We start from the raw sequence: 23359 nt of genomic DNA, 5'->3' as shown, positions 1-23359 counted from the left end.
GTCTATTACCCTTCGAACAACTCTTTGTGCAGCTTTTGAATCGCTTGACGCGACACTGATTCATGAACTAAAAAGCACAAGTTATGTGGGCTGGCACCAAAGCATATCATTCGTAGATTCATATCTTCCAACGTGCCAAATACTTGTTTTGCGTAACCGCGACTTTCACTCATGTTATTACCAATCAAAGCAACTAAGCAGAGGTTTTGTTCGATCTCTACCGTACATAATTGCTCCAATTCAGCATGAGCCGCAGCTGGAAGTTGCGGTGCTCCGCCTGAGGTATCCGTTTGATCTAAAGTGAGTGAAACACTGATCTCTGAGGTGGTGATTAAGTCGACCGATACTTTGTGTTTAGCGAGGATCTCAAATACTTTGGCAAGGAAACCATAGGCATGGAACATTTTATCGCTGCGCAATGTGACCATGGTTTGGTTACAGCGCAGAGCGAGTGAGCGAAACAACGGTGAATTTTGCACTTGATGACGAATCCAAGTTCCGCCTTTCTCTGGCTCTTTCGATGAGCCGACAAAGACTGGAATATCATGGCGTAATGCAGGCACTAGCGTTGATGGGTGAAGGATCTTAGCACCAAAATTTGCCATTTCAGATGCTTCACTAAAACTGATTTCTGCAATCGGTGATGCTTTGGCGGCAATACGCGGGTCAGTGGTGTAGATGCCTGGCACATCAGTCCAGATCTCCAAACCTTCGGCCTTAACTGCTTCTGCGATCAACGCGGCACTGTAGTCACTGCCGCCGCGGCCGAGAGTTGTGGTATTACCTTGCTCATCGGAGCCAATAAAACCTTGAGTCACCACCACATGCTCTTGGCAAAGTGGTAGCAGCTTTTCTGCCGCTAGTAACTCTGTTTGGTCGACGTCAGGCTCAGCCTTACCAAAATTATCGTCGGTGCGTAGTACTTGGCGAATATCAAAACGGATGGCGTTAATGCCACGTTCTCGCATAAGCTGGGCAAGAATATGCGTCGACATAAGTTCGCCACAAGCAACTAAATGGTCCGTTAATTTGTGGCTTGATTGTATAGAAGCGGCTTCAGCTAAACTGGTCACTGTATCGAGGATTTTATATACCTCGTTGGTGGTTTCTGTTGCATTCTCTAGTTTCGCTAGAATTGCTTCATGGATATCGGAAATTTTTTGCAAGATATCGGCACGATCTTGTGCATTGCTTACACCATTGGCTAATTCAACTAATAAGTTGGTGACACCAGAACAAGCACTGCTAACGACGAGTTTGGTATTTGGGTTATTTTCGATAATGGCCGCACAGCGGCTCATGGCTTCAAAATTTGCGACACTAGTACCGCCAAATTTGGCGACATTAAAAGAGCTCACAGCGATTCTCCCACGGCTTCCTAATATTTTTGCTGGGTTACCCAACGTCCTTTGTTTTTTGTTCGATGTGTTCGAACGAGAAGAGAGTATTGTGCGATATTTAGAGGGAAGTTATTTGGTAATAATATTCACCTCAGAAGCGCATCATCAGACCGTGCTGATGACAGTTGATGAGAGTCAACTCAAGTCAACCGACCTCACTAAACCGACAATTTAGCGATGTCTCGGCACTACTCTCCCTCAATGAATCGTATCGGAGTTGCGGCTCCACGATGCATCTACCTAGGCAGTGCTCCTCTTCTGTGTTTAATTATTGAACGGTTTTATGTAATCAAAGTCAACAGGTAATTTTACCTCCAATCCAACAATTTGTAACAATTACACCCAAGTAACCTCAAGGTGCTTGGTTCAGCGAGAGTGCCTTGGTTTGCCGACAAGGCTACGCGTGAAGATCGAGTGGTTCTAAATCAAAAATATAGACTTATGACCAATTGTCCCTAGGTAGATATTGTTCTATGGTGGTCTAACCTGAGAAGATTTCGAAGCATGCTGCAAGGAGCGATTATGACAATTCAAAGCTTTATTCCACCGCGCCGAACCCTAATGGGACCTGGTCCTTCTGATATCTCACCGCAAGTTTTGCAAGCGTTGAGTCGTCCAACTGTTGGGCATTTAGACCCACTATTTGTCGGCATGATGGATGAGCTAAAACAACTACTAAAGTATGCTTTCCAGACTGAAAATGAGTTCACGATTGCTGTATCTGCGCCAGGCAGTGCAGGGATGGAAGCGTGTTTTGTTAACTTAATTGAAGCCGGCGATAAGGTGATTGTGTGTCGCAATGGAGTGTTTGGCGAACGTATGCGTGAGAACGTGATTCGTGCTGGTGGAGAAGCAGTTGTGGTTGACGATGAATGGGGTACTCCAGTCTCTGTCGATAAAGTTGCTCAAGCTCTGCAAGATAACCCAGATACAAAAATTATTGCGTTTGTTCATGCTGAAACCTCAACCGGGGCGGTTTCAGATGCGCAGGCGTTGGGGGCTTTAGCCAAGCAGTATAATGCGTTAACCATCGTTGATACGGTAACATCTCTTGGTGGTGTGCCGCTCAAAGTCGACGAGTGGCAACTTGATGCGGTTTATTCCGGTAGCCAAAAATGCCTTTCTTGCACTCCAGGTTTGGCTCCTCTGACATTTTCACCCCAAGCAATTGAGAAAATTCAAAGTCGCACCACTCCTGTACAAAGTTGGTTTCTTGATCAGAGCCTAGTACTTGGTTATTGGAGTGGTGAAGGTAAACGCAGTTATCATCATACAGCGCCAGTAAATAGTTTATACGCCCTGCATGAGTCATTAGTGATGTTGCAAAATGAAGGACTCGAGAATGCTTGGCTGCGTCATCAAGCGATGCATGAAAAGTTAAAAACTGGACTAGAGAAGTTAGGTTTTACCTTTGTAGTTGAAGAGGCGTACCGTTTGCCTCAGTTGAACGCAGTTTATGTACCTGCGGGCATTGACGAAGCGAAGGTGCGTAACCATTTACTAGAAACCTATAACCTTGAGATTGGCGCAGGTCTTGGTGCTTTAGCCGGTAAAGCGTGGCGCATCGGTTTGATGGGTTACGGCGCGCGTGAAGAAAATGTCGCACTGTGTTTGCGAGCGCTAGAAGAGTCATTGACTCAGTAAGTTAGCTTGAGAATCGTCCCGAGTTTAAAGGAAAAGCGGCTGGTTAGCCGCTTTTTTAGTATTGAACGATGTGAGTACTTAGGTTATTGCGCTGCCGATGGTTTTAGCGCATCAATATTGGGCGCAATATATTGCACCTTATCGAAGTCTTTTTTTGGGAAGAGGAATTTTGCCTCACTGCGAATTTGTTCCGCTTTCTTATCTTCGCCAAGTCCTTGATAGGCCATGATCAAGTTATTGTAAAAAGCAGGACGAGGCTTATCTTTAATAATCTTCAGTGACCAATCGATATAAGGCTGAATAAACTCAGGGTTATGAGTGATCAAACCGATATTCAGGTAGGTGCTGTAAACATCCCAATCATAGCGATCTTTCCATACGATTGGGTTACTGACGCGCTCCAATATCTGCGGATCCTTTGGATTGGAGAGCTCAAACTTCATCAACACATAATTGCTGTGTAAAGCCGTCACCATATAAACGCTGGTGAGGATTGGCACAACTAAACTCATCACGCGCAAGGCGATTTGCGATAGTTTGCTAAACGACGCTTCTCGGTAGCTATTGGAGCGTTGATCGACCCAATAGAGCAAAATAATAAAAGTAATCCAGTGTACGAATGAGTGATAGAACGGATACTCAAGTTGACTATGAAGGACGATAGGAACAAACAAACCAAACATTGCCAGCCGAGTGCCATGCTTGGCTTGATACATGCGTAACAGCATAAATAATGCTGCCAGCATAATGCCCAATACTGGCAGTAAGCCGCCTTCTACTCCCCAGAACAAGAGTTCATTATGGGGATGATCCATTCCCGGTAAACCGACGTGGTAACTTGGGTTTAATTGATGCTGACGGGCGGTATAGAGCGTATAGTCAGCCTCGAAACTACCATAGCCATAACCGGTAAATGGTTTTTCGATAAACATGTCGAGCGCTTGCGGGTACATATAGCTGCGAGCACTCTCGAAGTTCGCCTTAGCCTCAATAAGATTTGTACTGCTGTCTGAGTGGGTCATCAATGGCATCACCAGACCCACCATAACCCCAATTAACGCAGAAAGGCTCCAACCAGCAATACGTTTATGGGTGGCAAAACGGTATAGGTAAGGCAGTACCGCCGCAACCGCAATTGCCGCACCAAGCCAGCCTGTACGAGAAGCTAAAACGATCAGCAGTGGAATGGTGAGCAGTGGCATCAAATACAGCAAGGTCACGTCACTTAACTTGCGTTGATATTTAATTGGCTGACGTGAAAGCAGATAACCAGATATTGCTAGTCCTGTGGCAAGGAAACTCGCCATCACATTGGGCTGTTGGAAAATGCCATATGGGCGGTTTGTGGTGGTGTTGTAGCCAAAAATATTGTCTGGTTGCAGCAGTAGGTATTGCACCCAACCAAAACAGGCTTGAATCGCTACGGCTATTACGATGAACCACAATAGACGCTGTTTTTGTCGATTGCTGAAACGGAACTGCTGCAAAATGACAAATAGTAATAAGCCCATCCATAGCCCAGTCAGCCGATTAAGCGAAAGCTCTACGGAGCTCTCTGGATACAGGACAGGGGCAGTCATCATCAAGCAAGAGATAAATAATACGATGGTGAGTTTGTTGTAGCGCAGTTTGCCTTCAGTACCGATTTGATACAGACCGATAGCGAGACTGCTCCCAAACGCGAGCCAAGTACTGGCATTGAAGGATAAGGCTAAACCAGAGCCTCCCGGATTAGGCATAAAAAAATGCATCGCCAAAATATAGATAGCACCGATGGAGGCTAAAAAAGGGCGAATTAGCGGAAGTTTTGCTGCCTTAGGTTCAAGCTGTGTTCCGGTTAGGTGTATGGTTGCCATATAGGGTCACTTCTACAAAAACAAAACCAGCGTATGATACGCTGGTTTAACTACTTTTGACTATTTTAACATAGGTTTAAGGAAGCGTGCGGTATGTGAACCTTCGACCAGCGCCACATCTTCCGGTGTGCCTTGAGCAATGATCTCGCCACCGCCTTGACCACCTTCCGGACCTAAATCGACAATCCAGTCCGCCGTTTTAATTACGTCGAGGTTGTGCTCGATAACCACGACGGTATTACCGTGATCACGTAGGCGATGCAGTACAGTAAGTAGTTGCTGAATATCATGAAAATGCAAACCAGTCGTCGGCTCATCCAAGATATATAGCGTCTTACCGGTATCACGCTTAGACAGTTCGCGAGCGAGCTTCACGCGCTGCGCTTCACCACCTGACAAGGTAGTCGCGGCTTGACCAAGACGAATATAAGAAAGACCAACATCCATCAAGGTTTGCAGTTTGCGCGCAATCACCGGAACAGGGTCGAAGAATAGTCGTGCATCTTCAACGGTCATTTCTAGCACTTCATCGATGGTTTTACCTTTGTAGCGTACTTCTAAGGTTTCACGGTTATAGCGCTTACCTTTACATACATCACAAGGTACATAAACATCGGGTAAGAAGTGCATTTCGACTTTAATCACGCCATCACCTTGGCAAGCTTCACAGCGACCACCACGAACGTTAAAGCTGAAGCGACCTGGCTTATAGCCACGAGAGCGCGCTTCTTGTGTACCAGAGAACAGTTCACGAATAGGTGTAAAGATCCCAGTGTAAGTGGCTGGGTTTGAACGAGGCGTACGGCCAATTGGGCTTTGGTCAATATCAATGACTTTATCAAAGTGCTCGAGTCCTTTGATTTTCTTATAAGGTGCAGGCATTGCTGTAGTTGCACCATTTAATTGCGTGTGGGCAATTTTGAAGAAAGTATCGTTGATTAAGGTTGATTTACCTGAGCCAGAAACCCCCGTAATACAACTAAATAGTCCCACAGGAATGGTTAAATTGACTTCTTTGAGGTTGTTGCCGGTCGCGCCAATGAGTTCGACCACTTTCTTTTTATTTAATGGTGTACGTTTTGCTGGAATCTCAATTCTCTTTGCTCCAGACAAGTATTGACCAGTGAGCGAGTCAGGGACTTCAAGGATCTCTGCCATCGTACCTTGTGCAACCACTTGTCCGCCATGGACCCCCGCACCTGGACCAATATCAATCACATGATCGGCGCAGCGAATTGCGTCTTCATCATGTTCGACAACTAACACGGTATTACCTAAATCGCGTAGGTGGGTTAGAGTTTTTAATAGTCGTTCGTTATCACGTTGGTGCAAGCCAATCGATGGTTCATCAAGCACATACATGACTCCGACTAAGCCTGCACCAATCTGGCTTGCGAGGCGAATACGTTGCGCTTCACCGCCAGAGAGCGTTTCGGCGCTGCGAGAAAGGTTCAGGTAGTTAAGACCCACGTTAACCAAGAACTCAAGGCGATCGTTGATCTCTTTCATCACTTTCTCTGCGATTTTCGCCCGTTGACCTTCTAGTTTTAGAGCGGCGAAGAAGCCTAGCGCGTCGGCAATGCTGAGTTCCACAATTTCAGGTAGAGTGGTATCACCGATAAACACATTGCGCGCTTCTAAACGCAGACGGCTGCCATCACAACTTGCACAACATTTGGTTGAGATGTACTTAGCTAGCTCTTCACGGACAGAGTTCGATTCGGTATCACGGTAGCGGCGCTCTAGTGTATTTAAAATCCCTTCAAACGGATGGCGTTTAACGCGGATATCACCACGATCATTAATGTAGTTAAACTCAACTTCTGTTCGACCTGAGCCTTTTAGGATCACATCTTGGATTTTCTTCGGCAGTTTGTTAAACGGCTGATTGAGGTCGAAATCATAGTGCTTAGCCAGTGAGCTGAGCATTTGGAAGTAGTAGTAGTTCTTTTGATCCCAGCCGCGAATTGCCCCTTGAGCAAGGCTAAGTGATTCGTCTTGGAGTACTCGGTCAGGGTCAAAGTACTGTTGTACACCTAAGCCATCACAAGTGCCACATGCCCCTGCAGGGTTATTGAATGAGAATAGGCGAGGCTCGAGTTCTTGCATGCTGTAACCACAGTGTGGACAAGCGAAATTGGCGGAAAAGACTGTCTCTTCCCCCTCACCATCCATTGGCGCGACAACGGCGATACCACCAGAAAGCTCCAGTGTGGTTTCAAAGGATTCCGCTAGACGTTGTTGTAGGTCAGCGCGAACTTTAAAGCGATCGACCACCACTTCAATGGTGTGTTTTTTGTGTAGTTCTAACGGCGGAGGATCAGAAAGATCGCAGGTCTCCCCATCAATTCGAGCGCGAATGAAACCTTGTGCCGCAAGGTTTTCTAGAGTTTTAACATGCTCACCTTTACGCTCTTTAACGATAGGTGCCAGTAGCATCATCTTTGAGCCTTCCGGCATTTCTAATACTTTGTCGACCATCTGCGATACAGTTTGTGCTGAGAGTGGCACCTTATGTTCCGGACAGCGTGGTTCTCCCACACGAGCATAGAGCAGACGCAAATAGTCATAGACTTCAGTGATAGTACCTACGGTTGAACGTGGGTTGTGAGACGTGGACTTTTGCTCGATAGAAATCGCAGGAGATAGACCTTCAATATGATCAACGTCAGGCTTTTCCATTAAGGAAAGGAATTGACGCGCATAAGCAGAAAGCGATTCTACATAACGACGTTGACCTTCGGCATACAGAGTATCAAAAGCTAAGGATGATTTACCGGAGCCGGATAAACCAGTGATAACAATGAGTTTATCGCGAGGAATGGTGAGGTTAATGTTTTTCAGATTATGGGTGCGGGCTCCGCGTACTTCTATCTTGTCCATGGTAATCGCTCTGTATGGGAAGAACTTCTAGTATTACACAGTGCGATAAATGTTCAAAGAAAAATACTGGACATAAAAACAGTAAAGGCAGCCAGTGGCTGCCTTTATGTTAGTTTATTCGCTGATTAAGCTTGTTTGGCTGTAGCGTGTTTGCCGAGTTCAGTTTTCTTGCTGTCTTTAAGGTATAGATTTTCAAAACAGTAGTTCGTTGCTTCGATATAACCTTCGACACTACCACAGTCAAAGCGCTGACCTTTAAACTTGTATGCTAGAACACAGCCTGCTTTAGCTTGCTTTAGTAGTGCGTCAGTGATTTGAATCTCGCCGCCTTTACCAGGTTCAGTTTGCTCAATTAGCTCAAAGATATCTGGAGTTAAAATATAACGACCAATGATTGCTAGGTTGCTTGGCGCAGTACCTGGCTCTGGTTTTTCTACCATGTCATCAACACGGAAGATGTCATCTTTAATCATTTCACCAGAGATAACGCCATACTTATGAGTTTCATTTTCTGGAACTTCTTGTACTGCAACAATCGAACAACGGAACTGTTTAAACAGAGTGACCATTTGAGCGAGAACACCTTCTTGCTCATTAACACAAAGGTCATCGGCAAGTACTACAGCAAACGGTTCGTCACCAATAAGTTCACGGCCAGTCAAAATAGCATGACCTAGACCTTTCATCTCACGTTGACGGATGTAAGTAAAATTCGCTGACTCAATGATCTCGCGAATATCGACCAACAGTTCTTCTTTATTAGTACCATTGATTTGATGCTCTAGTTCGTAGTTCTTATCGAAGTGATCCATGATTGAGTGTTTACCACGGCCAGTTACGATGCACATACCGTCCATACCCGCTTGAATCGCTTCTTCGACACCATATTCAATTAGCGGTTTATTTACTACTGGCATCATTTCCTTTGGCATTGATTTCGTTGCCGGAAGGAAGCGAGTTCCGTAACCTGCCGCTGGAAATAGGCACTTCTTAATCATGATAAAACCCTTTATATCTCTGACGTAATTAAATTTGCCGACAAGATAGCATGGTTTTAATGAATAGATAATTAACCGACTAGTGCAAAAGTTGATTTTTTAACCGTTGTATGCTTTTTAAGACACTAGGTGCTGTTTCGCCCATGAGATTGCCTGCACTCTGTTCTTTACTGATAGCTTTTTAAATATCTGGTAAAGATGTGATTTTACCGTGAACTCGCTGATAAAAAGATCCTCAGCGATTTGAATGTTAGAAGCGCCAGTCTTTAAACTGCGCAGAATTTGAATTTCTCTTGTCGTAAGATCAACCGTTGCTGGCGAGGTTTGGCTATCAATCACATGACGATAATAGTGCAGTAGTTGCGCCGCCACTTTTCTGGGCAGCCAGTTTTGGCTGTTAATCACTTCCCCACAACCATAGGCCACATTAGCGATCTCATCGTCTTTGTAGAATAGTGCTTTTAAGTTTCCAAAACTTAGCAATTCATCGGTCGTTAAGCGTCTTTCTACATTGAAAATGACAGTCTCAAAGATCTTATTCGACAGGGGAAGGTTCCTAATTGCACTATGTAGTTGTTGATAATCATTGTGATCAATCAACAAAATTTTATGCTTGTGCTGTTGCATAGCAAGCATAAAGTCCTCTGGTTCCATACGCGGTATCGGGACACCGAGTGCTTTTTCAAATTGGTCAACAAGCGGGTAATGAGCATTTTTATCTTCACATAGGAAGTAGAGTGTTCTTGCATAGATGTTTTTAGCCATAAGTTGTTCACATCCTTGATAAGTTGCAATTTATAAATTTAGAGCTTGTTATCCTGTCTTATTTATTGCTAAAGAGCGATCCATCTTCAGTATGAATCTTTTTCCTGTTTCATATTTGATAGTGAGTTTTCTTTATCTCATTGAAATTTAGAGAGTGAATAGAGTGCTTCAGTATGTGGATTTGGGACTAGTAGCAAAAAAGCTATCAATCAATCAAGATAACTCGAACTGTTGTTCGAATTGTTAGGCGGGTGTGCTATCCTTATGCGTTATCAAAAATGCATCTAGACGGAGCGAAACATGGCTAGCCGTGGAGTAAACAAAGTTATTTTAGTGGGTAACTTAGGCCAAGACCCAGAAGTGCGCTATATGCCTAGTGGCGGCGCAGTAGCAAACATTACTGTTGCAACTTCAGAAACGTGGCGTGATAAAGCGACTGGTGAACAGCGCGAGAAAACTGAATGGCACCGTGTGGCTCTATTTGGCAAGCTTGCGGAAGTTGCTGGTGAGTACCTGCGTAAGGGCTCTCAAGTATATATTGAAGGTCAATTGCAAACACGTAAGTGGCAAAACCAGCAAGGTCAAGATCAGTACACAACTGAGATCGTGGTACAAGGCTACAACGGCGTAATGCAAATGCTAGGTGGTCGTCAAGGTGGTCAAGGTGCACCTATGGGCGGTCAACAGCAGCAACAGCAAGGTTGGGGTCAGCCTCAACAACCTGCAATGCAGCAACAGCAGGCGCCTCAACAGCGTGCTCCTCAGCAACCGCCTCAGCAGCAGCCTCAATACAATGAGCCGCCAATGGATTTTGACGACGATATCCCGTTTTAATCGATTGAATGTTAAAAAAAGCCGCGATTTTCGCGGCTTTTTTATATATTGGGGATAGAAACTTAAACGTTTTAATGATGATTAGACGTTTGAGGACTGATACCTCGAAGGAAGGAGGTTGTTCGTGCTAGCGCAATAGTTCTAGCGTATTATCCGGTTCTTGTCGGTTACTCATCAGAATCACAGAGAGGGAACTCCAATTTATGAGGTATACACCTACCTTAAAATTGAGCACGCGACTTGTTGCGTTTGTTACGGTTATCGTAATTAGTGCGATGTTTATCTTGTTCCTTGGTGGAACACTATCATTTCGTAGTCTCGGGCAAGAGTATCTCGATCAATCACTGAAAGGTATTGTGAAAGTGGTTGATAAAGAGATGGAAGATCCTGATGCGGCCTATTCTATGCAGCGCTGGATGCCTAAAATGCTACAAGCATCGAGTATCGTAGAGATGGAGCTATCATCTCAAGTTGGTGTGATTTATCGCTATCGCGATACATCATCAAAAATCGATCCAGCACTATTCTATAAAGCTGATTATTCCCTCGAGCGAAATCCTGGTTTTACTGTCCGCTTTACGGCTGTTCCTCCTTATGTAGGATATGGCTACTCAATGCAGGCTCTTTGGTCGATTACTTTGGCTGTCGCGTTGATAGTCTTCTGCTTAATACGAGGTATGAAGTGGTTAAAAGAGCAGTTGATTGGCTCCGAACTTTTAGAAGAGCGAGGGCGAATGATTCTTGCTGGGCGAGTCGAGCAATATGCAAAAGGGGATGAAAGCGAGTGGCCATATACAGCCAGTGAGGCGCTTGATCGCTTAATCGAAGAGTTACAAGATGCGCGGCAAGAGCGAAGCCGTTTTGATACTTTTATTCGTACCCAGACTTTTCTTGATCAATTAACCGGCACCGCCAATCGAGTTTTATTTGATAGTAAACTTGAGGCGGCACTTTCTGAGAGTGGTTCCCATGGCGGTGTATTGCTCATTCGCATTGATGATTGGGATTTAGTAAAAGAAGAAGTGGACAAGCAAACTGCCAATCAATTTATCGTTGATATTGGTGAGTCGATTAATACGGTTATTTTACGTTATCCAGATGTTATTTTGTCGCGTTATTATGAATCAGATTTTGCGATATTTGCGCCACATTTAAGTAGCAAAGAAGTGGCGAACATAGCCACGAATTGCTTGAAGAAATTTGATAAATTGCAATCTCTTGAACCACTAGTTAAAGACAACTGGTGTCACATTGGCCTTAGCATGTATCAAGAGGGGGAGCGACAAGGTAAAATCATGGATGAAGCTGAGACGGCACTTAAAAGCGCTCGTTTACAGCAGGCTAACGCATGGAGTCGCTTTAATAAGCTGATAACACATGATGATGAACGAGGTAGTGTTCGCTGGCGCACTCTCTTTGACCAAGTGTTGACTCCTGACTCTGTCTACGTTTTCTACCAACCTTGTTATCTACTGGAAAATCAGCAGCCAACAATTTGTCACAATGAATTGTTTGTCCGTATCAATGACCCGCAACAAGGTTTAATAAAAGCCTCTCGTTTCCATACCGCAATAGAGTCTGTCGGTTATGAAAGTATTTTGGATCGCGCGGTTTTTTTAGCCGTCGCCAAATTTTTGAAGACGTCAAAAAATGGTTTATGTTATTCTATAAACTTAAATATTACCCCATTTTCAGATAAGAAGTACTTTCGTTTGTTTAGGGATGAGCTACTTCAACTTTCAATTGATTTGCGACGCACTCTTCTATTTGAGTTTTCAGAAGCCAGATTAGTACAGCATATTGATTATATGCGACCCGTGATCAAGATGTTAAATGGTTTAGGTTGTAAAGTTGTTGTTGGGCAAGCTGGACGATCCATTGTTAGTACTTATTACTTAAAAGAGCTTTCCGTTGATTATTTGAAACTGCATCGTAGTTTGATTAAGAAAATCGATCAAAGACATGAAAATCAACTGTTCGTTCGAAGTTTGCTAGGTGCTTGTGAAGGGTTGCGTACACAAGTCATTGCGGTAGGCGTCGATCAAGAACAGGAATTCAACACTTTATTAGAGTTGGGTGTTGATGGTGTGCAAGGACGTTATTTTTCCCCAGAGCAACAGATGATACCGGAACCCAAATTGGAACAGTCCGGAAAGTCCAAAGCGAATATACAGATAGGACGCCGAAACCGTTGGCGAAGAAGTTAGTAGTAGATGAGCATTCAATCGTTATTAGGAAAGTTTAGTTCTGTTAGCAACACGACTAATCGCTTGCGAGTGGTAGTACAACCTAACTCAATTCACTTCTCTGACTGGGATGATTCGGGTATACCAAAGCAAGTTACTTGTGATTCTGGTCAGTGGCAAAATGTGCTTGTCGACACTTTAAAACAAGCAGAAATCTCGGATATAACCATTGATGTAGTGCTGAACTCAGGTCTGTATCAAAACTATCAGATTGATAAACCTAATGTGCCTCAAGAAGAGTTGAGCTTAACATTACCTTTTTTACTCAAAGATCTGATTAGCGAAAAAGTCACGGATATTATTGCTGACGCAACGCCATTACCAACAAGCAATAAGCTTCAAGTTTATGTAGTCGGAAAGTCTTTGGTTTTAGGCCTAGTGTCTAAGTTGAATGAAATTAAAATTCATCTAGGCCAGGTATTAGTTGAAGATGATATTTGGCCACGTGTCACTAAAGATGTTGAACGGTTTGTTTTATTTCAACGGAGTAAGGGTGCGGGTTATAAATTAAGCGCATTTGTCGATAATCGTTGTATTTTTCAGCGTACGATGCGCGGTGTTACTTTCCCCCTAACAGGTGTTGCAACTAGCGGTTTGCAGTTGGATGGTGTTGCTCTTGAACTGCAGCGTTCGATTGACTATCTATCCTCTCAGCTTCGTGGTTCAACATTGCATCATTTAAAAATATGCTGTGATGATGAAAATGATCAAGAGCTTGCGAGTGAGTTAGATCAAAGGTTGAGTGTAAAAGTCTCACCGTTGTCCAGCGCTAAGAGTGATTCCGGAACATTGCTTGTTGATGCGATGGCGACGGAATGCTTTTCTGCGATAAACCTCTATCCAGCACATTTGAAGCCTAAAGTTGAACGTTTTACGTTGAACAATGTGGCGCTTACCTTAGTTGCTTTAGTTGTAGTATTTAGCGCAAGTTATGGTTATTTTGCCTGGAAAAATAGTCAACTTAATGAGAGCTTGGCTGTGATTAAGTCACAAGAACAGGAATTTAATCAGCAGCTTGCAAGCCTTAATCAACGCCTTGCCAAACATCGCCCTTCGCCAGAAAAAGTTCATGCCGTTGAGCGTCTGAAAGAAGAAATTCAATCGAAACAAGACTCTTTAGCTGCGGTAGCTAAATATGATGGCCAGTTACAAGCGGGTTATTCAGGTGTGATGCAGTCATTGGCTCAGATAGGACGAAATGACATCTCATTAAGCTCAATTAAGATGGATAATGAGAATTTGGATATCAAAGGATTAGCCAAAGATCCTCAAGCGATTCCAAATTGGGTGAATCAATTTAAGAGTGAAATAAACTTAGTCGGTCGATCGTTTGAGAAACTAAAAATTGCTCGCAACGAGCAAAATATCCTGACGTTTGAATTACGCACCCAAGAAAAAGAGACTGAGTGATGAAAGCACATTGGCAGAAATTGAGTGAGAAATTCTCCAATCTGAGCTCGCGTGAAAAATGGTTGATCACTATTTGCAGCATCGTTGTCGTTGTAATGGTGATTTTTACAATGCTGTTGGAGCCTGCGATTAATGATAATCGTGCGCTTAATCGACAGATATCAGTGACAGAACAGAGCAATATGCGTTTGGAAGCTGAAATATTAACCATTACAGCAAAGTTAAAGAAAGATCCCGATCAAGCGATTAACATCGAATACAAACGCTTATTGAAAGAGAGTCAAACACTGTCAGAGAAACTAGCGAAAGTGATCGATAGTCTTATTTCTCCTAGTCAGATGGCGAAATTATTAGAAGATGTTTTAGCAGGCAGTAAAGGTTTGCATTTAGTCTCGCTTGAGTCGTTAAAAGCAGAGCCAATTATTAGTGGCGAAGCATCAGAAAACTATGCTGGCTACTATTTGCATCCTGTTCGTTTAGAACTGACAGGAAATTACTTCGCCATTCTAAAGTATTTGGAAACGCTGGAATCCTTACCAGTGAATTACTATTGGCGCAGTTTTAGTTATCAAGTAGATGCTTATCCCAAAGCACGTTTGATTTTGGAAGTTTACACCCTTGGAACTAGACAGGAGTTTATTGGTGGCTAATAAGAGTCTATTTCTTTTGCTCGCTATATCTTCTGTAGCTGTGGCATCTCAAGATCCAACTGCCCCATTAAATTGGCAGTCATCATCTAAATCGACGTCAGTGAAGAAAGTGGTGCATGCTCGAGTACCAAACCTTCAAAGTATCGTTTGTGGTGAAAATGAAAAGTGCTTTGCCATCTTAGATGGCCAGACAAAGGCTAAAGGTGACAAAGTGGCTGGGTTTAACATTCAGAACATTAACGCTGATTACGTCACCGTCTCTCGTGGTAATAAAATGTGGAAACTGGAACTGTTCCCTCTAGAAGTAAAACAATAAGGTTGTTGGAATCGTATGCGTAAACTTGTTTTAGCTCTCTCTATTGTTTCTTTGGCTGGTTGCTCAATGGGGCACCGAGATCCTGTAGAAGCAAAGAATGCACTTAATGAGGCAATTAATGAATCAAATAGCCGCGCTTTGCAGCAGTTACCTGCATCGGTAGAAGCTGATTTGATGCCAGATCTTGATGGAATGGCAACTGAGCCAAATACTACGGTTAAGCGTTTTCGTATCAAAGCGAGTGGTGTAGATGCACGCTCGTTTTTTGCAAGTCTAGTTAAAGGGACAGAATACAGTGCTGCGATTCATCCTGCGGTGACGGGCAAGATTACCGTTAATTTAACGGACGTAACACTAGATGAAGTACTCTCTGTTGTCAGTGATATGTATGGCTACGATGTTCAGATAGTGGGCAAAGTTATCCAAGTTTATCCAGCTGGCCTACGTACGGTTACGATTCCAGTCGATTACTTACAGTTTAAACGAACTGGGCGTTCATTAACGTCGATTACTACCGGTACGATCACCAATACGGATAGTGGTTCTTCTAGTGACTCAGATTCAGATTCATCTTCTAGTTCATCTTCAACCTCCGCTAGTGGTGGTACTGAAATAGAAACGACTAATGAGAGTGATTTTTGGCCTCAGCTGCAAACGGCAGTGGCTCAACTTATTGGAAGTGGTAAAGGGCAGTCGGTTGTTGTGACCCCACAAGCTAGCGTTATTACGATTCGTGCTTATCCCGATGAAATTCGTCAAGTTCGTGAATTCTTAGGTGTATCTCAGCAACGTATGCATCGCCAAGTCATTTTAGAAGCCAAGATTCTTGAAGTGACGTTGAGTGACGGTTATCAGCAAGGTATTAACTGGAGTAAGGCGTTCAGTTCGAATGGTAACGATTTCACGATTGGTCAAGGCTCAATCAACCGAGATAGTAACGGCAACCCTATCGCCTCGGTTCTACCGGGCTTGGATACGATAGGGACATTACTTGGTGGTCAAACAAATTTAGTTGTCTCTGGTGGCAGTTTTGATGCGGTGATTAGCTTTATGGCAACACAAGGTGACTTGAATGTGCTATCTAGCCCACGTGTGACCGCCGCCAATAATCAAAAAGCAGTGATTAAAGTTGGTACTGATGAATACTTCGTTACTGATCTGTCGAGTGTAGTGGGATCCGGCGACAATTCTGAACCTTCGCCTGAAGTTGAACTAACGCCATTCTTCTCTGGTATTTCTTTGGATGTAACACCGCAAATTGATGACCAAGGTAACGTGCTGCTGCATGTGCATCCCGCGGTAATTGAAGTTGATGAACAGATCAAAGAAATTGGTTTTGGTGGCAATACGATCACTTTGCCGCTTGCGAGTAGTTCGATCCGCGAATCGGACTCCGTTATTCGCGCACAAGATGGCGACGTCGTGGTGATCGGGGGCTTAATGAAGTCCAACACTATCGACCAAGTTTCTAAAGTTCCTTTTCTTGGGGACGTTCCTGGGTTAGGACATCTATTTAGAAACAAAACCAAATTACAGCAAAAAACAGAACTCGTTATTCTACTAAAACCAACTGTAGTTGGAGTGAATACTTGGCAGAAAGAGCTAGAGCGTTCTCGTGATCTACTGCAAGAGTGGTTCCCTGAACAGTCACAGTAATACGCTATGTATTTAGAGCATTTTGGCTTTAACCAATTGCCATTTCATCTCACGCCAAATACTGAACTGTTTTTGGGTTTAGAGCCTCACTACGAAGCAATACAAATGGTCAACTCTGCACTTTCGATGGGGGAAGGGGTGATCAAAGTGACGGGTGAGGTGGGCACTGGTAAAACCATGGTATGCCGGATGTTGGTGAACCACTTTGAATCTCACGTTCAATTGGTCTATTTACCCAATCCTGCTTTGTCCGGAGTTGAGTTAAGGCAATCTGTGGCTACTGAACTTGGTCTCGATGTCGCAAGCAATAGCAAGATTGTTGATCAAATTCAGCAAAGGCTGATTGAACTGACCAAGCAAGGCAAGCAAGTTGTGGTTTTGGTCGATGAAGCTCAGGCTCTGAGTGATGAAGCGCTAGAGGTATTACGTCTGTTTGGCAACTTAGAAACCGAGCAACGTAAGCTAATGCAAATTGTGTTGTTTGGACAGCCAGAATTAGATGAACGTCTACAGCAACATCATCTGCGTCAGTTTCGTCAGCGAATCACGTTTAATGCGCAACTGAGAGCCCTTTCTTTGGCTGAAACCGTGGCATATATCGGCAACCGCACCACCAAAGCGGGTGCCAGTGGTGAGATTTTCACTCTGTCGCAAAAAAAAGCAATTTGGCGATCTAGTCATGGGATTCCACGACTGATCAATCAAATTTGTCATAAGAGTTTAGTTTTAGCTAGTAGCCAGCAACTGGCTAAAATTGCTAACCATCACCTGTACGCAGCTATGCATGACACGTTTGATGTTTGCAAACCTAAATATAAAAGCCCAGTGCTATGGGGTTGGAGTTAACACATGAGTGCGATTAATAACGCGCTGTCTGAATTATCAAAGTCGCAGACTGTATCAAAAGTTGAGATCGAGAAAGCCCAAGTGCAAGTCATCAAGCGCAGCAATGCACTGCCTTGGCTGATTGGTGGGTTTAGTTTGAGTTTAGCCGTAGGCGGTTGGGCGGTTTCTTTGCAGCCTCAAGTTGAGAGAGAGTCCATTGCCCAAGCATCTGCACTCAAGGTTCAACCTGAAATGGCATTAGAGCCAACCGTGATTTCGCCAACCAGCAAAATTGTTCAAGCAAGTCAGTCAATTTATGACGCGCCAGTTGTTGTCCAGAGCGCTACTGAACAACTGGTAACGCCTGTTGCGCAGGCTGCTGACAGTGTAGAAACACCGATTACACAAAACCAAGTTATTGAAGCGCCATTGCAGAATGTGAAGGAACAGGACGCAATATCGACACCGATATTGGTCGCGCAAGCTCAATCTTCGAGCGCAGGCGAAGGTGTTCCCGAAAGCTCGTTACTGCCAAGTGCCGTGGAAGGAGAAGTGGTTGTTGAACAAGTAGAGTTGACACCAACGCAGTTAGCAGAAAAAGCTCAAACTCGAGCAAGAAAAGCACTTGATGCCAATGATCTTGCTGGTGCGATTAGTCACTATCAGGATGCACTGCGTTACACACCGCGTGATAGTAAGGTTCGTCAAACACTGGCGGCACTTTATTACGGCAAAGCAGAAGTACGCAAGTCAGTCGAATTGCTGCAAAAAGGCATTTCAATCGATAATGAGGATCAAAGTCTTCGTCTTGCATTAGCTAAATTGTTACTTAAAGAGAAGCAAGCTAGCGCTGCGCTTACTCCATTAGCATACTTGCCACGTAACCCAAGTAGTGAATATCTCTCTTTGCGTGCCGCTCTGGCGCAGAAAAGCGCACAAGATGAACTCGCGTTAGAAAGCTACCAACAGCTGGTGGAGTTGGAACCAGAGAATGGACGCTGGTGGCTAGGGTTGGCCATACAGCAAGAACGAGCTTTCGAATTGGAACAAGCGAAGAGCGCCTATCATCAAGCACTTAATAAAGTGGGTATTTCTAGTCAATCTCAGCAATTTATACGTGATCGTTTAGCCTTGATAGAGCAGTTAGAGGAGCAGCCAAGTGCAAGTTAAGTTAAGAAAACGTCTTGGTGATTTGCTTGTTGAGGAAGGGATTGTCACTGAGCAACAAGTGGAGTTGGCCCTTGCAGAGCAGAAAGCTTCTGGGCGTAAACTTGGGGCGACCCTGATCGATCTTGGGTTCTTAACCGAGAAGCAAATGCTGAGCTTTTTATCTCAGCAACTTGATATCCCCTTGATTGATCTTAGCCGCATGAATGTTGATATTGATGCGGTTCAATTGCTTCCTGAGGTTCATGCTCGTCGTTTACGTGCTCTGGTTATTGCTCGTCATCATGATTCATTACGTGTAGCAATGAGTGATCCTGCGGATCTCTTTGCTCAAGAGTCGTTACTTTCGCAGCTGCCACAATACGCAATCGAGTTTGTTATTGCCCCAGAACAGCAGTTAGTCGATGGTTTCGATCGTTATTATCGACGAACCAAAGAAATCGCATCCTTTGCTGAGCAGCTACAAGCTGAACATCAGGTCACTGAAGCTTTCGACTTTAGCATCGAAGGGGAAGACAGTGACGAGGTTACGGTAGTAAAACTGATTAACTCTTTGTTTGAAGATGCCATTCAAGTCGGAGCGTCAGATATTCACATTGAACCTGACGCGAATGTACTTCGCTTACGCCAACGTATCGATGGTATTTTGCATGAAACCTTGCTCAATGAGGTCAATATTGCTTCTGCATTAGTGCTGCGCCTTAAATTGATGGCGAATCTTGATATTTCTGAGAAACGTCTGCCTCAAGATGGCCGTTTTAATATTAAAGCGAAAGGTCAGTCAGTTGATATTCGTATGTCGACCATGCCAGTGCAATACGGCGAGTCGGTGGTCATGCGTTTACTAAACCAGTCTTCTGGAGTAAGAAAGCTCGAAGAGTCAGGTTTACCCGCTGATTTGTTGGCGCGTTTACGCAGCCAATTGCGTCGACCACATGGCATGATTTTGGTAACAGGCCCAACCGGTTCTGGTAAAACCACCACACTGTATGGTGCGCTGAGTGAATTAAATCAGCCAAGTAAGAAAATTATCACCGCCGAAGACCCTGTGGAATATCGCTTGCCTCGCGTTAACCAAGTTCAAGTTAACTCTAAGATAAACCTAGATTTCTCGACTATCTTGCGAACCTTTTTGCGTCAAGATCCAGATATCATTCTGGTCGGTGAGATGCGAGACCAAGAGACGGTTGAAATTGGTTTACGAGCGGCGCTAACTGGTCACTTAGTACTGAGTACATTACATACCAATGATGCGGTTGATAGTGCATTACGTATGATGGATATGGGGGCGCCGGGATATCTAGTGGCTAGTGCGGTTCGCGCCGTGGTGGCACAGCGCTTAGTGCGTAAGGTATGCCCAGATTGTAAGACAGAAACTCAGTTGGAAGATGGACAGCGTCAATGGCTAAGTCAGCGTTTTCCTAATCAAGTTGGTGCCAGCTTCGTCAAAGGCAGAGGTTGTCAAAACTGTAACCTAACGGGCTATCGTGGACGAATTGGTGTGTTTGAACTCCTTGAGTTAGATCAGGCGATGATGGATGCATTGCGTGCCAACGATGCGGTAGGTTTTGCTCAAGTTGCGCGAAGTTCTACCAACTACAAACCGTTATTAGCATCTGCAATGGAATTGGCGTTACAAAGCATTGTTAGCTTTGAAGAAGTGATGACATTAGGTGAGGGTGATACCTCCGGTAGTGTTCAAGCGATCTACTTGTAGGAAGTGGCATGTCAGTATTTCACTATCAGGGACGTAATTTAGATGGCAGCAAAGTTTCAGGGCAAGTTGAAGCAGTAACAGTGGAGCTTGCGACTGAAGCCTTAATTGCTAAGGGTGTCATTCCAACGGAAATCAAGCAAGGTAAGAAGGGCAGCAGTCTAAATATCGACTTTGCGGCACTTTTTACTCCGGAGATTCCCCTTGAAGTGCTGGTGATTTTTTGTCGACAAATGTACAGCTTAACAAAGGCTGGAGTTCCTTTGTTGCGTGCGATGCGGGGATTGACGCAGAACTGTGAAAACAAGCAACTGAAAGAAGCGCTTGAGGATGTGACCAATGAGCTAACCAATGGTCGTAGTCTGTCGAGTGCGATGCAACTGCATCCAAAAGTGTTTAGTTCACTGTTCGTTTCTATGCTGAGTGTTGGTGAAAATACCGGTAGGTTGGACGAGGCACTATTGCAACTCGCAAACTATTACGAACAAGAGCTTGAGACACGAAAACGGATTAAAACCGCAATGCGTTACCCGACGTTTGTGATCATATTCATTACTTTGGCTATGTTCGTACTGAACGTAAAAGTCATCCCTCAGTTTTCAACCATGTTTGAACGCTTTGGTGTCGATCTTCCTCTGCCGACTCGGATCTTAATCGGAACCTCTAACTTTTTTGTCAATTATTGGCCGGCGATGCTGGCGGCAATCGTCGGTTTGCTATTTGCGTTTCGCGCTTGGGTTAACACCGCGAATGGACGGGAAAAGTGGGATAAGTTTCGTTTGAGAATGCCGGTTTTCGGCAGTGTGATAAACCGCGCTCAACTGGGACGTTTTTCCCGTACTTTTTCCTTGATGCTTAAAGCGGGTGTGCCGCTTAACCAATCATTATCTCTCTCTGCTGAAGCGCTTGATAATCGTTTTCTAGAAAATCGTTTGTTAGAAATGAAAGCGGCCATTGAAGCCGGCAGTTCAATTTCTAATACGGCGATAGCCAGTGGTGTTTTTACGCCGCTCGTTATTCAAATGATCGCGGTAGGTGAAGAAACGGGTCGTATCGATGAACTTTTGATTGAGGTGGCCGATTTTTACGATCGTGAAGTGGACTACGACTTGAAGACTCTGACTGCCCGTATTGAGCCGTTTTTGCTCGTCGTGGTTGCCGGTATGGTATTGATCTTAGCTCTTGGTATTTTCTTGCCTATGTGGGGCATGCTAGACGCAATCAAAGGTTAATATGCCAAAACAAATAATTCGTCCACGTTTTGCTGTGTGGGCGATAACGGCCATGGTTATCTTGCTGGCACTACTCATGTCTTGGCACAAGATTGAGCGTGAGGCGAGTGGTACTGCATTAGAAGTGGCGAGCAAGCGTATTTTGGAGCGCGCTAATTTCTATAAGCAGCAATGGTTATTGGCAAAACAGCCGCAGCAATTAGTGATTGGTCAAAACGTCATACATTATTCTGCAAAAGGATGGGTGAAACCGGTCAATGCGAGCAATAATTTAGATTGTAACTATTGGTTGGCGATACTTTACGAAGAACGACAAGTTTTAGGTAATTTACCCAAAAAAATGGAAGAAAATTCAACATCATCAAATTTTCAATGTAAGTACTATTTTGAAGATTCTGGTGCGATCACTATCGATTTAATAGGTGATAAATTCAACGTTGATGCCATTTTTACGGCAGAATAAAAATTTGACGCGCTTACATAGTAAAATGGTTTGATAAGCGTATAATAATTAGCACAAAAGAGTGAGAGTGAGCGCTATGAACAATAAACAAACTGGTTTCTCGTTAGTTGAGCTTGTTATCGTAATTGTGGTCGTTGGTTTACTGGCGGTGGCTGCTTTACCTCGCTTTTTAGATGTGACTGATGAAGCTAAAAAAGCCAGTATCGAAGGGGTTGCCGGTGGTTTTGCAACCGGAGTTCTCTCAGCCAGAGCACAATGGGAGGCTGAAGCTCGTCCTTCGAAAGTTGATAATGGTGAAACACGCAACTACGTCAATTACGATGGTGTTGAATTTTGGCTAACGCGCGCCAAAGAGGCAGATGGCACTTCAACAGGCTTTCGCGATGGCTATCCACTGGATGTCGTACCGAATAATGGTAAGTTTCCGACTCAGTTAACAGATATTGCCTGTATTAATTTGATGGAGAACTTGCTTCAGAATCCACCAAAGGTTGATACTGTAACTAATTCGAAAGACAACTCGAACGTCAAATACTCAGCTCAAGCTTTCACTGATAGCGAATCATGTGTTTACGTGCAACTGGAAGGTGGCACCGAACATAAGTTTGAGTATGAAACAAAAACTGGTCGTGTGACCGTAACTCTGCAGTAACACTGCGAAAAATTAACAAAATTGAGAGATTTTACTATGAAAAGACAAGGCGGTTTCACCCTAATCGAACTAGTGGTGGTAATTGTTATTCTCGGTATTCTTGCAGTGACGGCAGCGCCACGTTTCCTCAACCTTCAAGATGATGCGCGTGAAGCATCACTTCAAGGCCTAAAAGGCGCGATCGATGGCGCGGCAGGCCTTGTGTACGGAAAGTCAGCTTTGGAAGGTGAAGAGTCTAAAGATTCTGCAGAGACCGAAGAAGGTATCAAAACTTCTTACGGATACCCTACAGCGGCGGCTGATGGTATCGGTGAAGCTGTTGTTGGTTTAGATAGTGACTGGGATGTTAAAGCATCTTCAGCTACTGGTACCAAGTTTATTTCTTACGGCCTAAAAGGTTACGACAGTAGCTGTGTGAAATACACTCAAGCTACATCTGGTGCGGTGGCTACAACAGCAGTTGTTACTGAATGTGGTGCATAATCTGATTGTAATAAAAAGGCCAGCTTAGCTGGCCTCAGATTGATGACGAACCCCGCTTTTTCAAGCGGGGTTCTTTTTTGGAAGCGACCGTAGGTCGCGATCGCGATATTTTTTGTTATACCGTGCGCAGAAGCTTCCATTCATTACATAGGCATACAGAAGCAA

At 44.2% G+C, this 23359-nt stretch carries 19 protein-coding genes and 1 riboswitch; of the genes, 14 read left to right on the top strand and 5 right to left on the bottom strand.

Features of this window, described 5'->3' with window-relative positions; genetic code table 11:
- Positions 1-5 precede the first annotated feature (5 nt).
- On the bottom strand, positions 6-1358 hold the full coding sequence (gene lysC / locus IRQ95_RS19545) for a lysine-sensitive aspartokinase 3 (protein WP_194439117.1): 1353 nt from the start codon (positions 1356-1358) through the stop codon (positions 6-8).
- A 129-nt stretch (positions 1359-1487) separates the two neighbouring features.
- A riboswitch (Lysine riboswitch) is annotated at positions 1488-1666 on the bottom strand.
- 256 nt (positions 1667-1922) lie between these two features.
- On the opposite strand from lysC, the gene IRQ95_RS19540 reads away from it, so the two are divergent.
- Entirely contained in the window at positions 1923-3044 is a 1122-nt protein-coding gene (locus IRQ95_RS19540) for a pyridoxal-phosphate-dependent aminotransferase family protein (protein ID WP_194439115.1), read from the top strand.
- Between the two features lie 83 nt (positions 3045-3127).
- Here the strand turns inward: IRQ95_RS19540 and IRQ95_RS19535 are convergent, their stop codons facing one another.
- The 4 genes from IRQ95_RS19535 to IRQ95_RS19520 all read right to left on the bottom strand — a co-directional run bounded on the left by IRQ95_RS19535 (position 3128) and on the right by IRQ95_RS19520 (position 9546).
- Positions 3128-4900, bottom strand: coding sequence for a PglL family O-oligosaccharyltransferase (locus IRQ95_RS19535; protein WP_194439113.1), 1773 nt, complete (start codon positions 4898-4900; stop codon positions 3128-3130).
- A 60-nt stretch (positions 4901-4960) separates the two neighbouring features.
- Complete coding sequence (uvrA, locus tag IRQ95_RS19530) at positions 4961-7783, bottom strand: excinuclease ABC subunit UvrA (RefSeq protein ID WP_194439111.1); 2823 nt, start codon at positions 7781-7783, stop codon at positions 4961-4963.
- A 125-nt stretch (positions 7784-7908) separates the two neighbouring features.
- Positions 7909-8781: a UTP--glucose-1-phosphate uridylyltransferase GalU gene (gene galU / locus IRQ95_RS19525; protein ID WP_194439103.1), complete on the bottom strand. Its 873-nt coding sequence runs from the start codon at positions 8779-8781 to the stop codon at positions 7909-7911.
- 117 nt (positions 8782-8898) lie between these two features.
- Positions 8899-9546 (bottom strand): LuxR C-terminal-related transcriptional regulator, encoded by a 648-nt coding sequence (locus IRQ95_RS19520; protein WP_194439101.1) that lies wholly within the window; start codon positions 9544-9546, stop codon positions 8899-8901.
- A gap of 300 nt (positions 9547-9846) precedes the next feature.
- Here IRQ95_RS19520 and IRQ95_RS19515 point away from each other — a divergent pair, with 300 nt between their 5' ends.
- The 13 genes from IRQ95_RS19515 (at position 9847) to IRQ95_RS22345 (ending at position 23194) form a co-directional block, all read left to right on the top strand.
- Positions 9847-10380, top strand: coding sequence for a single-stranded DNA-binding protein (locus tag IRQ95_RS19515; protein ID WP_075650865.1), 534 nt, complete (start codon positions 9847-9849; stop codon positions 10378-10380).
- 203 nt (positions 10381-10583) lie between these two features.
- Complete coding sequence (gene csrD, locus IRQ95_RS19510; RefSeq protein ID WP_194439098.1) at positions 10584-12587, top strand: RNase E specificity factor CsrD; 2004 nt, start codon at positions 10584-10586, stop codon at positions 12585-12587.
- 6 nt (positions 12588-12593) lie between these two features.
- Positions 12594-14036: a PilN domain-containing protein gene (locus IRQ95_RS19505; RefSeq protein WP_194439096.1), complete on the top strand. Its 1443-nt coding sequence runs from the start codon at positions 12594-12596 to the stop codon at positions 14034-14036.
- Positions 14036-14686, top strand: coding sequence for a type II secretion system protein GspM (locus IRQ95_RS19500; protein ID WP_194439139.1), 651 nt, complete (start codon positions 14036-14038; stop codon positions 14684-14686). The genes IRQ95_RS19505 and IRQ95_RS19500 overlap by 1 nt, the downstream gene beginning before the upstream one ends.
- Positions 14679-15002 (top strand): MSHA biogenesis protein MshK, encoded by a 324-nt coding sequence (locus IRQ95_RS19495; protein ID WP_194439093.1) that lies wholly within the window; start codon positions 14679-14681, stop codon positions 15000-15002. The genes IRQ95_RS19500 and IRQ95_RS19495 overlap by 8 nt, the downstream gene beginning before the upstream one ends.
- A gap of 15 nt (positions 15003-15017) precedes the next feature.
- On the top strand, positions 15018-16658 hold the full coding sequence (gene mshL, locus IRQ95_RS19490) for a pilus (MSHA type) biogenesis protein MshL (protein WP_194439091.1): 1641 nt from the start codon (positions 15018-15020) through the stop codon (positions 16656-16658).
- A gap of 6 nt (positions 16659-16664) precedes the next feature.
- The gene (locus IRQ95_RS19485; protein ID WP_194439088.1) at positions 16665-17504 is read left to right on the top strand and encodes an ExeA family protein; all 840 of its coding nucleotides are present in this window, start codon (positions 16665-16667) and stop codon (positions 17502-17504) included.
- A gap of 3 nt (positions 17505-17507) precedes the next feature.
- Complete coding sequence (locus IRQ95_RS19480; RefSeq protein ID WP_194439086.1) at positions 17508-18653, top strand: tetratricopeptide repeat protein; 1146 nt, start codon at positions 17508-17510, stop codon at positions 18651-18653.
- Positions 18643-20367 (top strand): MSHA fimbrial ATPase MshE, encoded by a 1725-nt coding sequence (gene mshE, locus IRQ95_RS19475; RefSeq protein WP_194439083.1) that lies wholly within the window; start codon positions 18643-18645, stop codon positions 20365-20367. Before IRQ95_RS19480 ends, mshE begins: the two co-directional genes overlap by 11 nt.
- Positions 20368-20375: 8 nt before the next feature.
- Entirely contained in the window at positions 20376-21596 is a 1221-nt protein-coding gene (locus IRQ95_RS19470; protein WP_194439081.1) for a type II secretion system F family protein, read from the top strand.
- 1 nt (position 21597) lies between these two features.
- Positions 21598-22059: an MSHA biogenesis protein MshF gene (locus IRQ95_RS19465; RefSeq protein WP_194439079.1), complete on the top strand. Its 462-nt coding sequence runs from the start codon at positions 21598-21600 to the stop codon at positions 22057-22059.
- Positions 22060-22135: 76 nt separating this feature from the next.
- Positions 22136-22711 (top strand): prepilin-type N-terminal cleavage/methylation domain-containing protein, encoded by a 576-nt coding sequence (locus IRQ95_RS19460; protein ID WP_194439077.1) that lies wholly within the window; start codon positions 22136-22138, stop codon positions 22709-22711.
- A 36-nt stretch (positions 22712-22747) separates the two neighbouring features.
- Positions 22748-23194 carry a type II secretion system protein gene (locus IRQ95_RS22345; RefSeq protein ID WP_194439075.1) on the top strand — a complete coding sequence of 149 codons (447 nt, stop codon included), beginning with the start codon at positions 22748-22750 and terminating at the stop codon, positions 23192-23194.
- Positions 23195-23359 lie beyond the last annotated feature (165 nt).

Origin of the sequence: Vibrio fluminensis (assembly GCF_015278125.1) — a bacterium.
GTDB classification, from domain to species: Bacteria; Pseudomonadota; Gammaproteobacteria; order Enterobacterales; family Vibrionaceae; genus Vibrio; species Vibrio fluminensis.
This window is presented reverse-complemented; position numbering and strand designations above follow the sequence as displayed.

What these genes read in the sequence shown, in the direction of transcription:
- IRQ95_RS19540 (WP_194439115.1), top strand. Translation starts at nt 1,923, where the DNA reads ATGACAATTCAAAGCTTTATTCCACCGCGCCGAACCCTAATGGGACCT.
- IRQ95_RS19535 (WP_194439113.1), bottom strand. Translation starts at nt 4,900, where the DNA reads ATGGCAACCATACACCTAACCGGAACACAGCTTGAACCTAAGGCAGCA.
- uvrA (WP_194439111.1), bottom strand. Translation starts at nt 7,783, where the DNA reads ATGGACAAGATAGAAGTACGCGGAGCCCGCACCCATAATCTGAAAAAC.
- galU (WP_194439103.1), bottom strand. Translation starts at nt 8,781, where the DNA reads ATGATTAAGAAGTGCCTATTTCCAGCGGCAGGTTACGGAACTCGCTTC.
- IRQ95_RS19520 (WP_194439101.1), bottom strand. Translation starts at nt 9,546, where the DNA reads ATGGCTAAAAACATCTATGCAAGAACACTCTACTTCCTATGTGAAGAT.
- IRQ95_RS19515 (WP_075650865.1), top strand. Translation starts at nt 9,847, where the DNA reads ATGGCTAGCCGTGGAGTAAACAAAGTTATTTTAGTGGGTAACTTAGGC.
- csrD (WP_194439098.1), top strand. Translation starts at nt 10,584, where the DNA reads ATGAGGTATACACCTACCTTAAAATTGAGCACGCGACTTGTTGCGTTT.
- IRQ95_RS19505 (WP_194439096.1), top strand. Translation starts at nt 12,594, where the DNA reads ATGAGCATTCAATCGTTATTAGGAAAGTTTAGTTCTGTTAGCAACACG.
- IRQ95_RS19500 (WP_194439139.1), top strand. Translation starts at nt 14,036, where the DNA reads ATGAAAGCACATTGGCAGAAATTGAGTGAGAAATTCTCCAATCTGAGC.
- mshL (WP_194439091.1), top strand. Translation starts at nt 15,018, where the DNA reads ATGCGTAAACTTGTTTTAGCTCTCTCTATTGTTTCTTTGGCTGGTTGC.
- IRQ95_RS19485 (WP_194439088.1), top strand. Translation starts at nt 16,665, where the DNA reads ATGTATTTAGAGCATTTTGGCTTTAACCAATTGCCATTTCATCTCACG.
- IRQ95_RS19480 (WP_194439086.1), top strand. Translation starts at nt 17,508, where the DNA reads ATGAGTGCGATTAATAACGCGCTGTCTGAATTATCAAAGTCGCAGACT.
- IRQ95_RS19470 (WP_194439081.1), top strand. Translation starts at nt 20,376, where the DNA reads ATGTCAGTATTTCACTATCAGGGACGTAATTTAGATGGCAGCAAAGTT.
- IRQ95_RS19465 (WP_194439079.1), top strand. Translation starts at nt 21,598, where the DNA reads ATGCCAAAACAAATAATTCGTCCACGTTTTGCTGTGTGGGCGATAACG.
- IRQ95_RS19460 (WP_194439077.1), top strand. Translation starts at nt 22,136, where the DNA reads ATGAACAATAAACAAACTGGTTTCTCGTTAGTTGAGCTTGTTATCGTA.
- IRQ95_RS22345 (WP_194439075.1), top strand. Translation starts at nt 22,748, where the DNA reads ATGAAAAGACAAGGCGGTTTCACCCTAATCGAACTAGTGGTGGTAATT.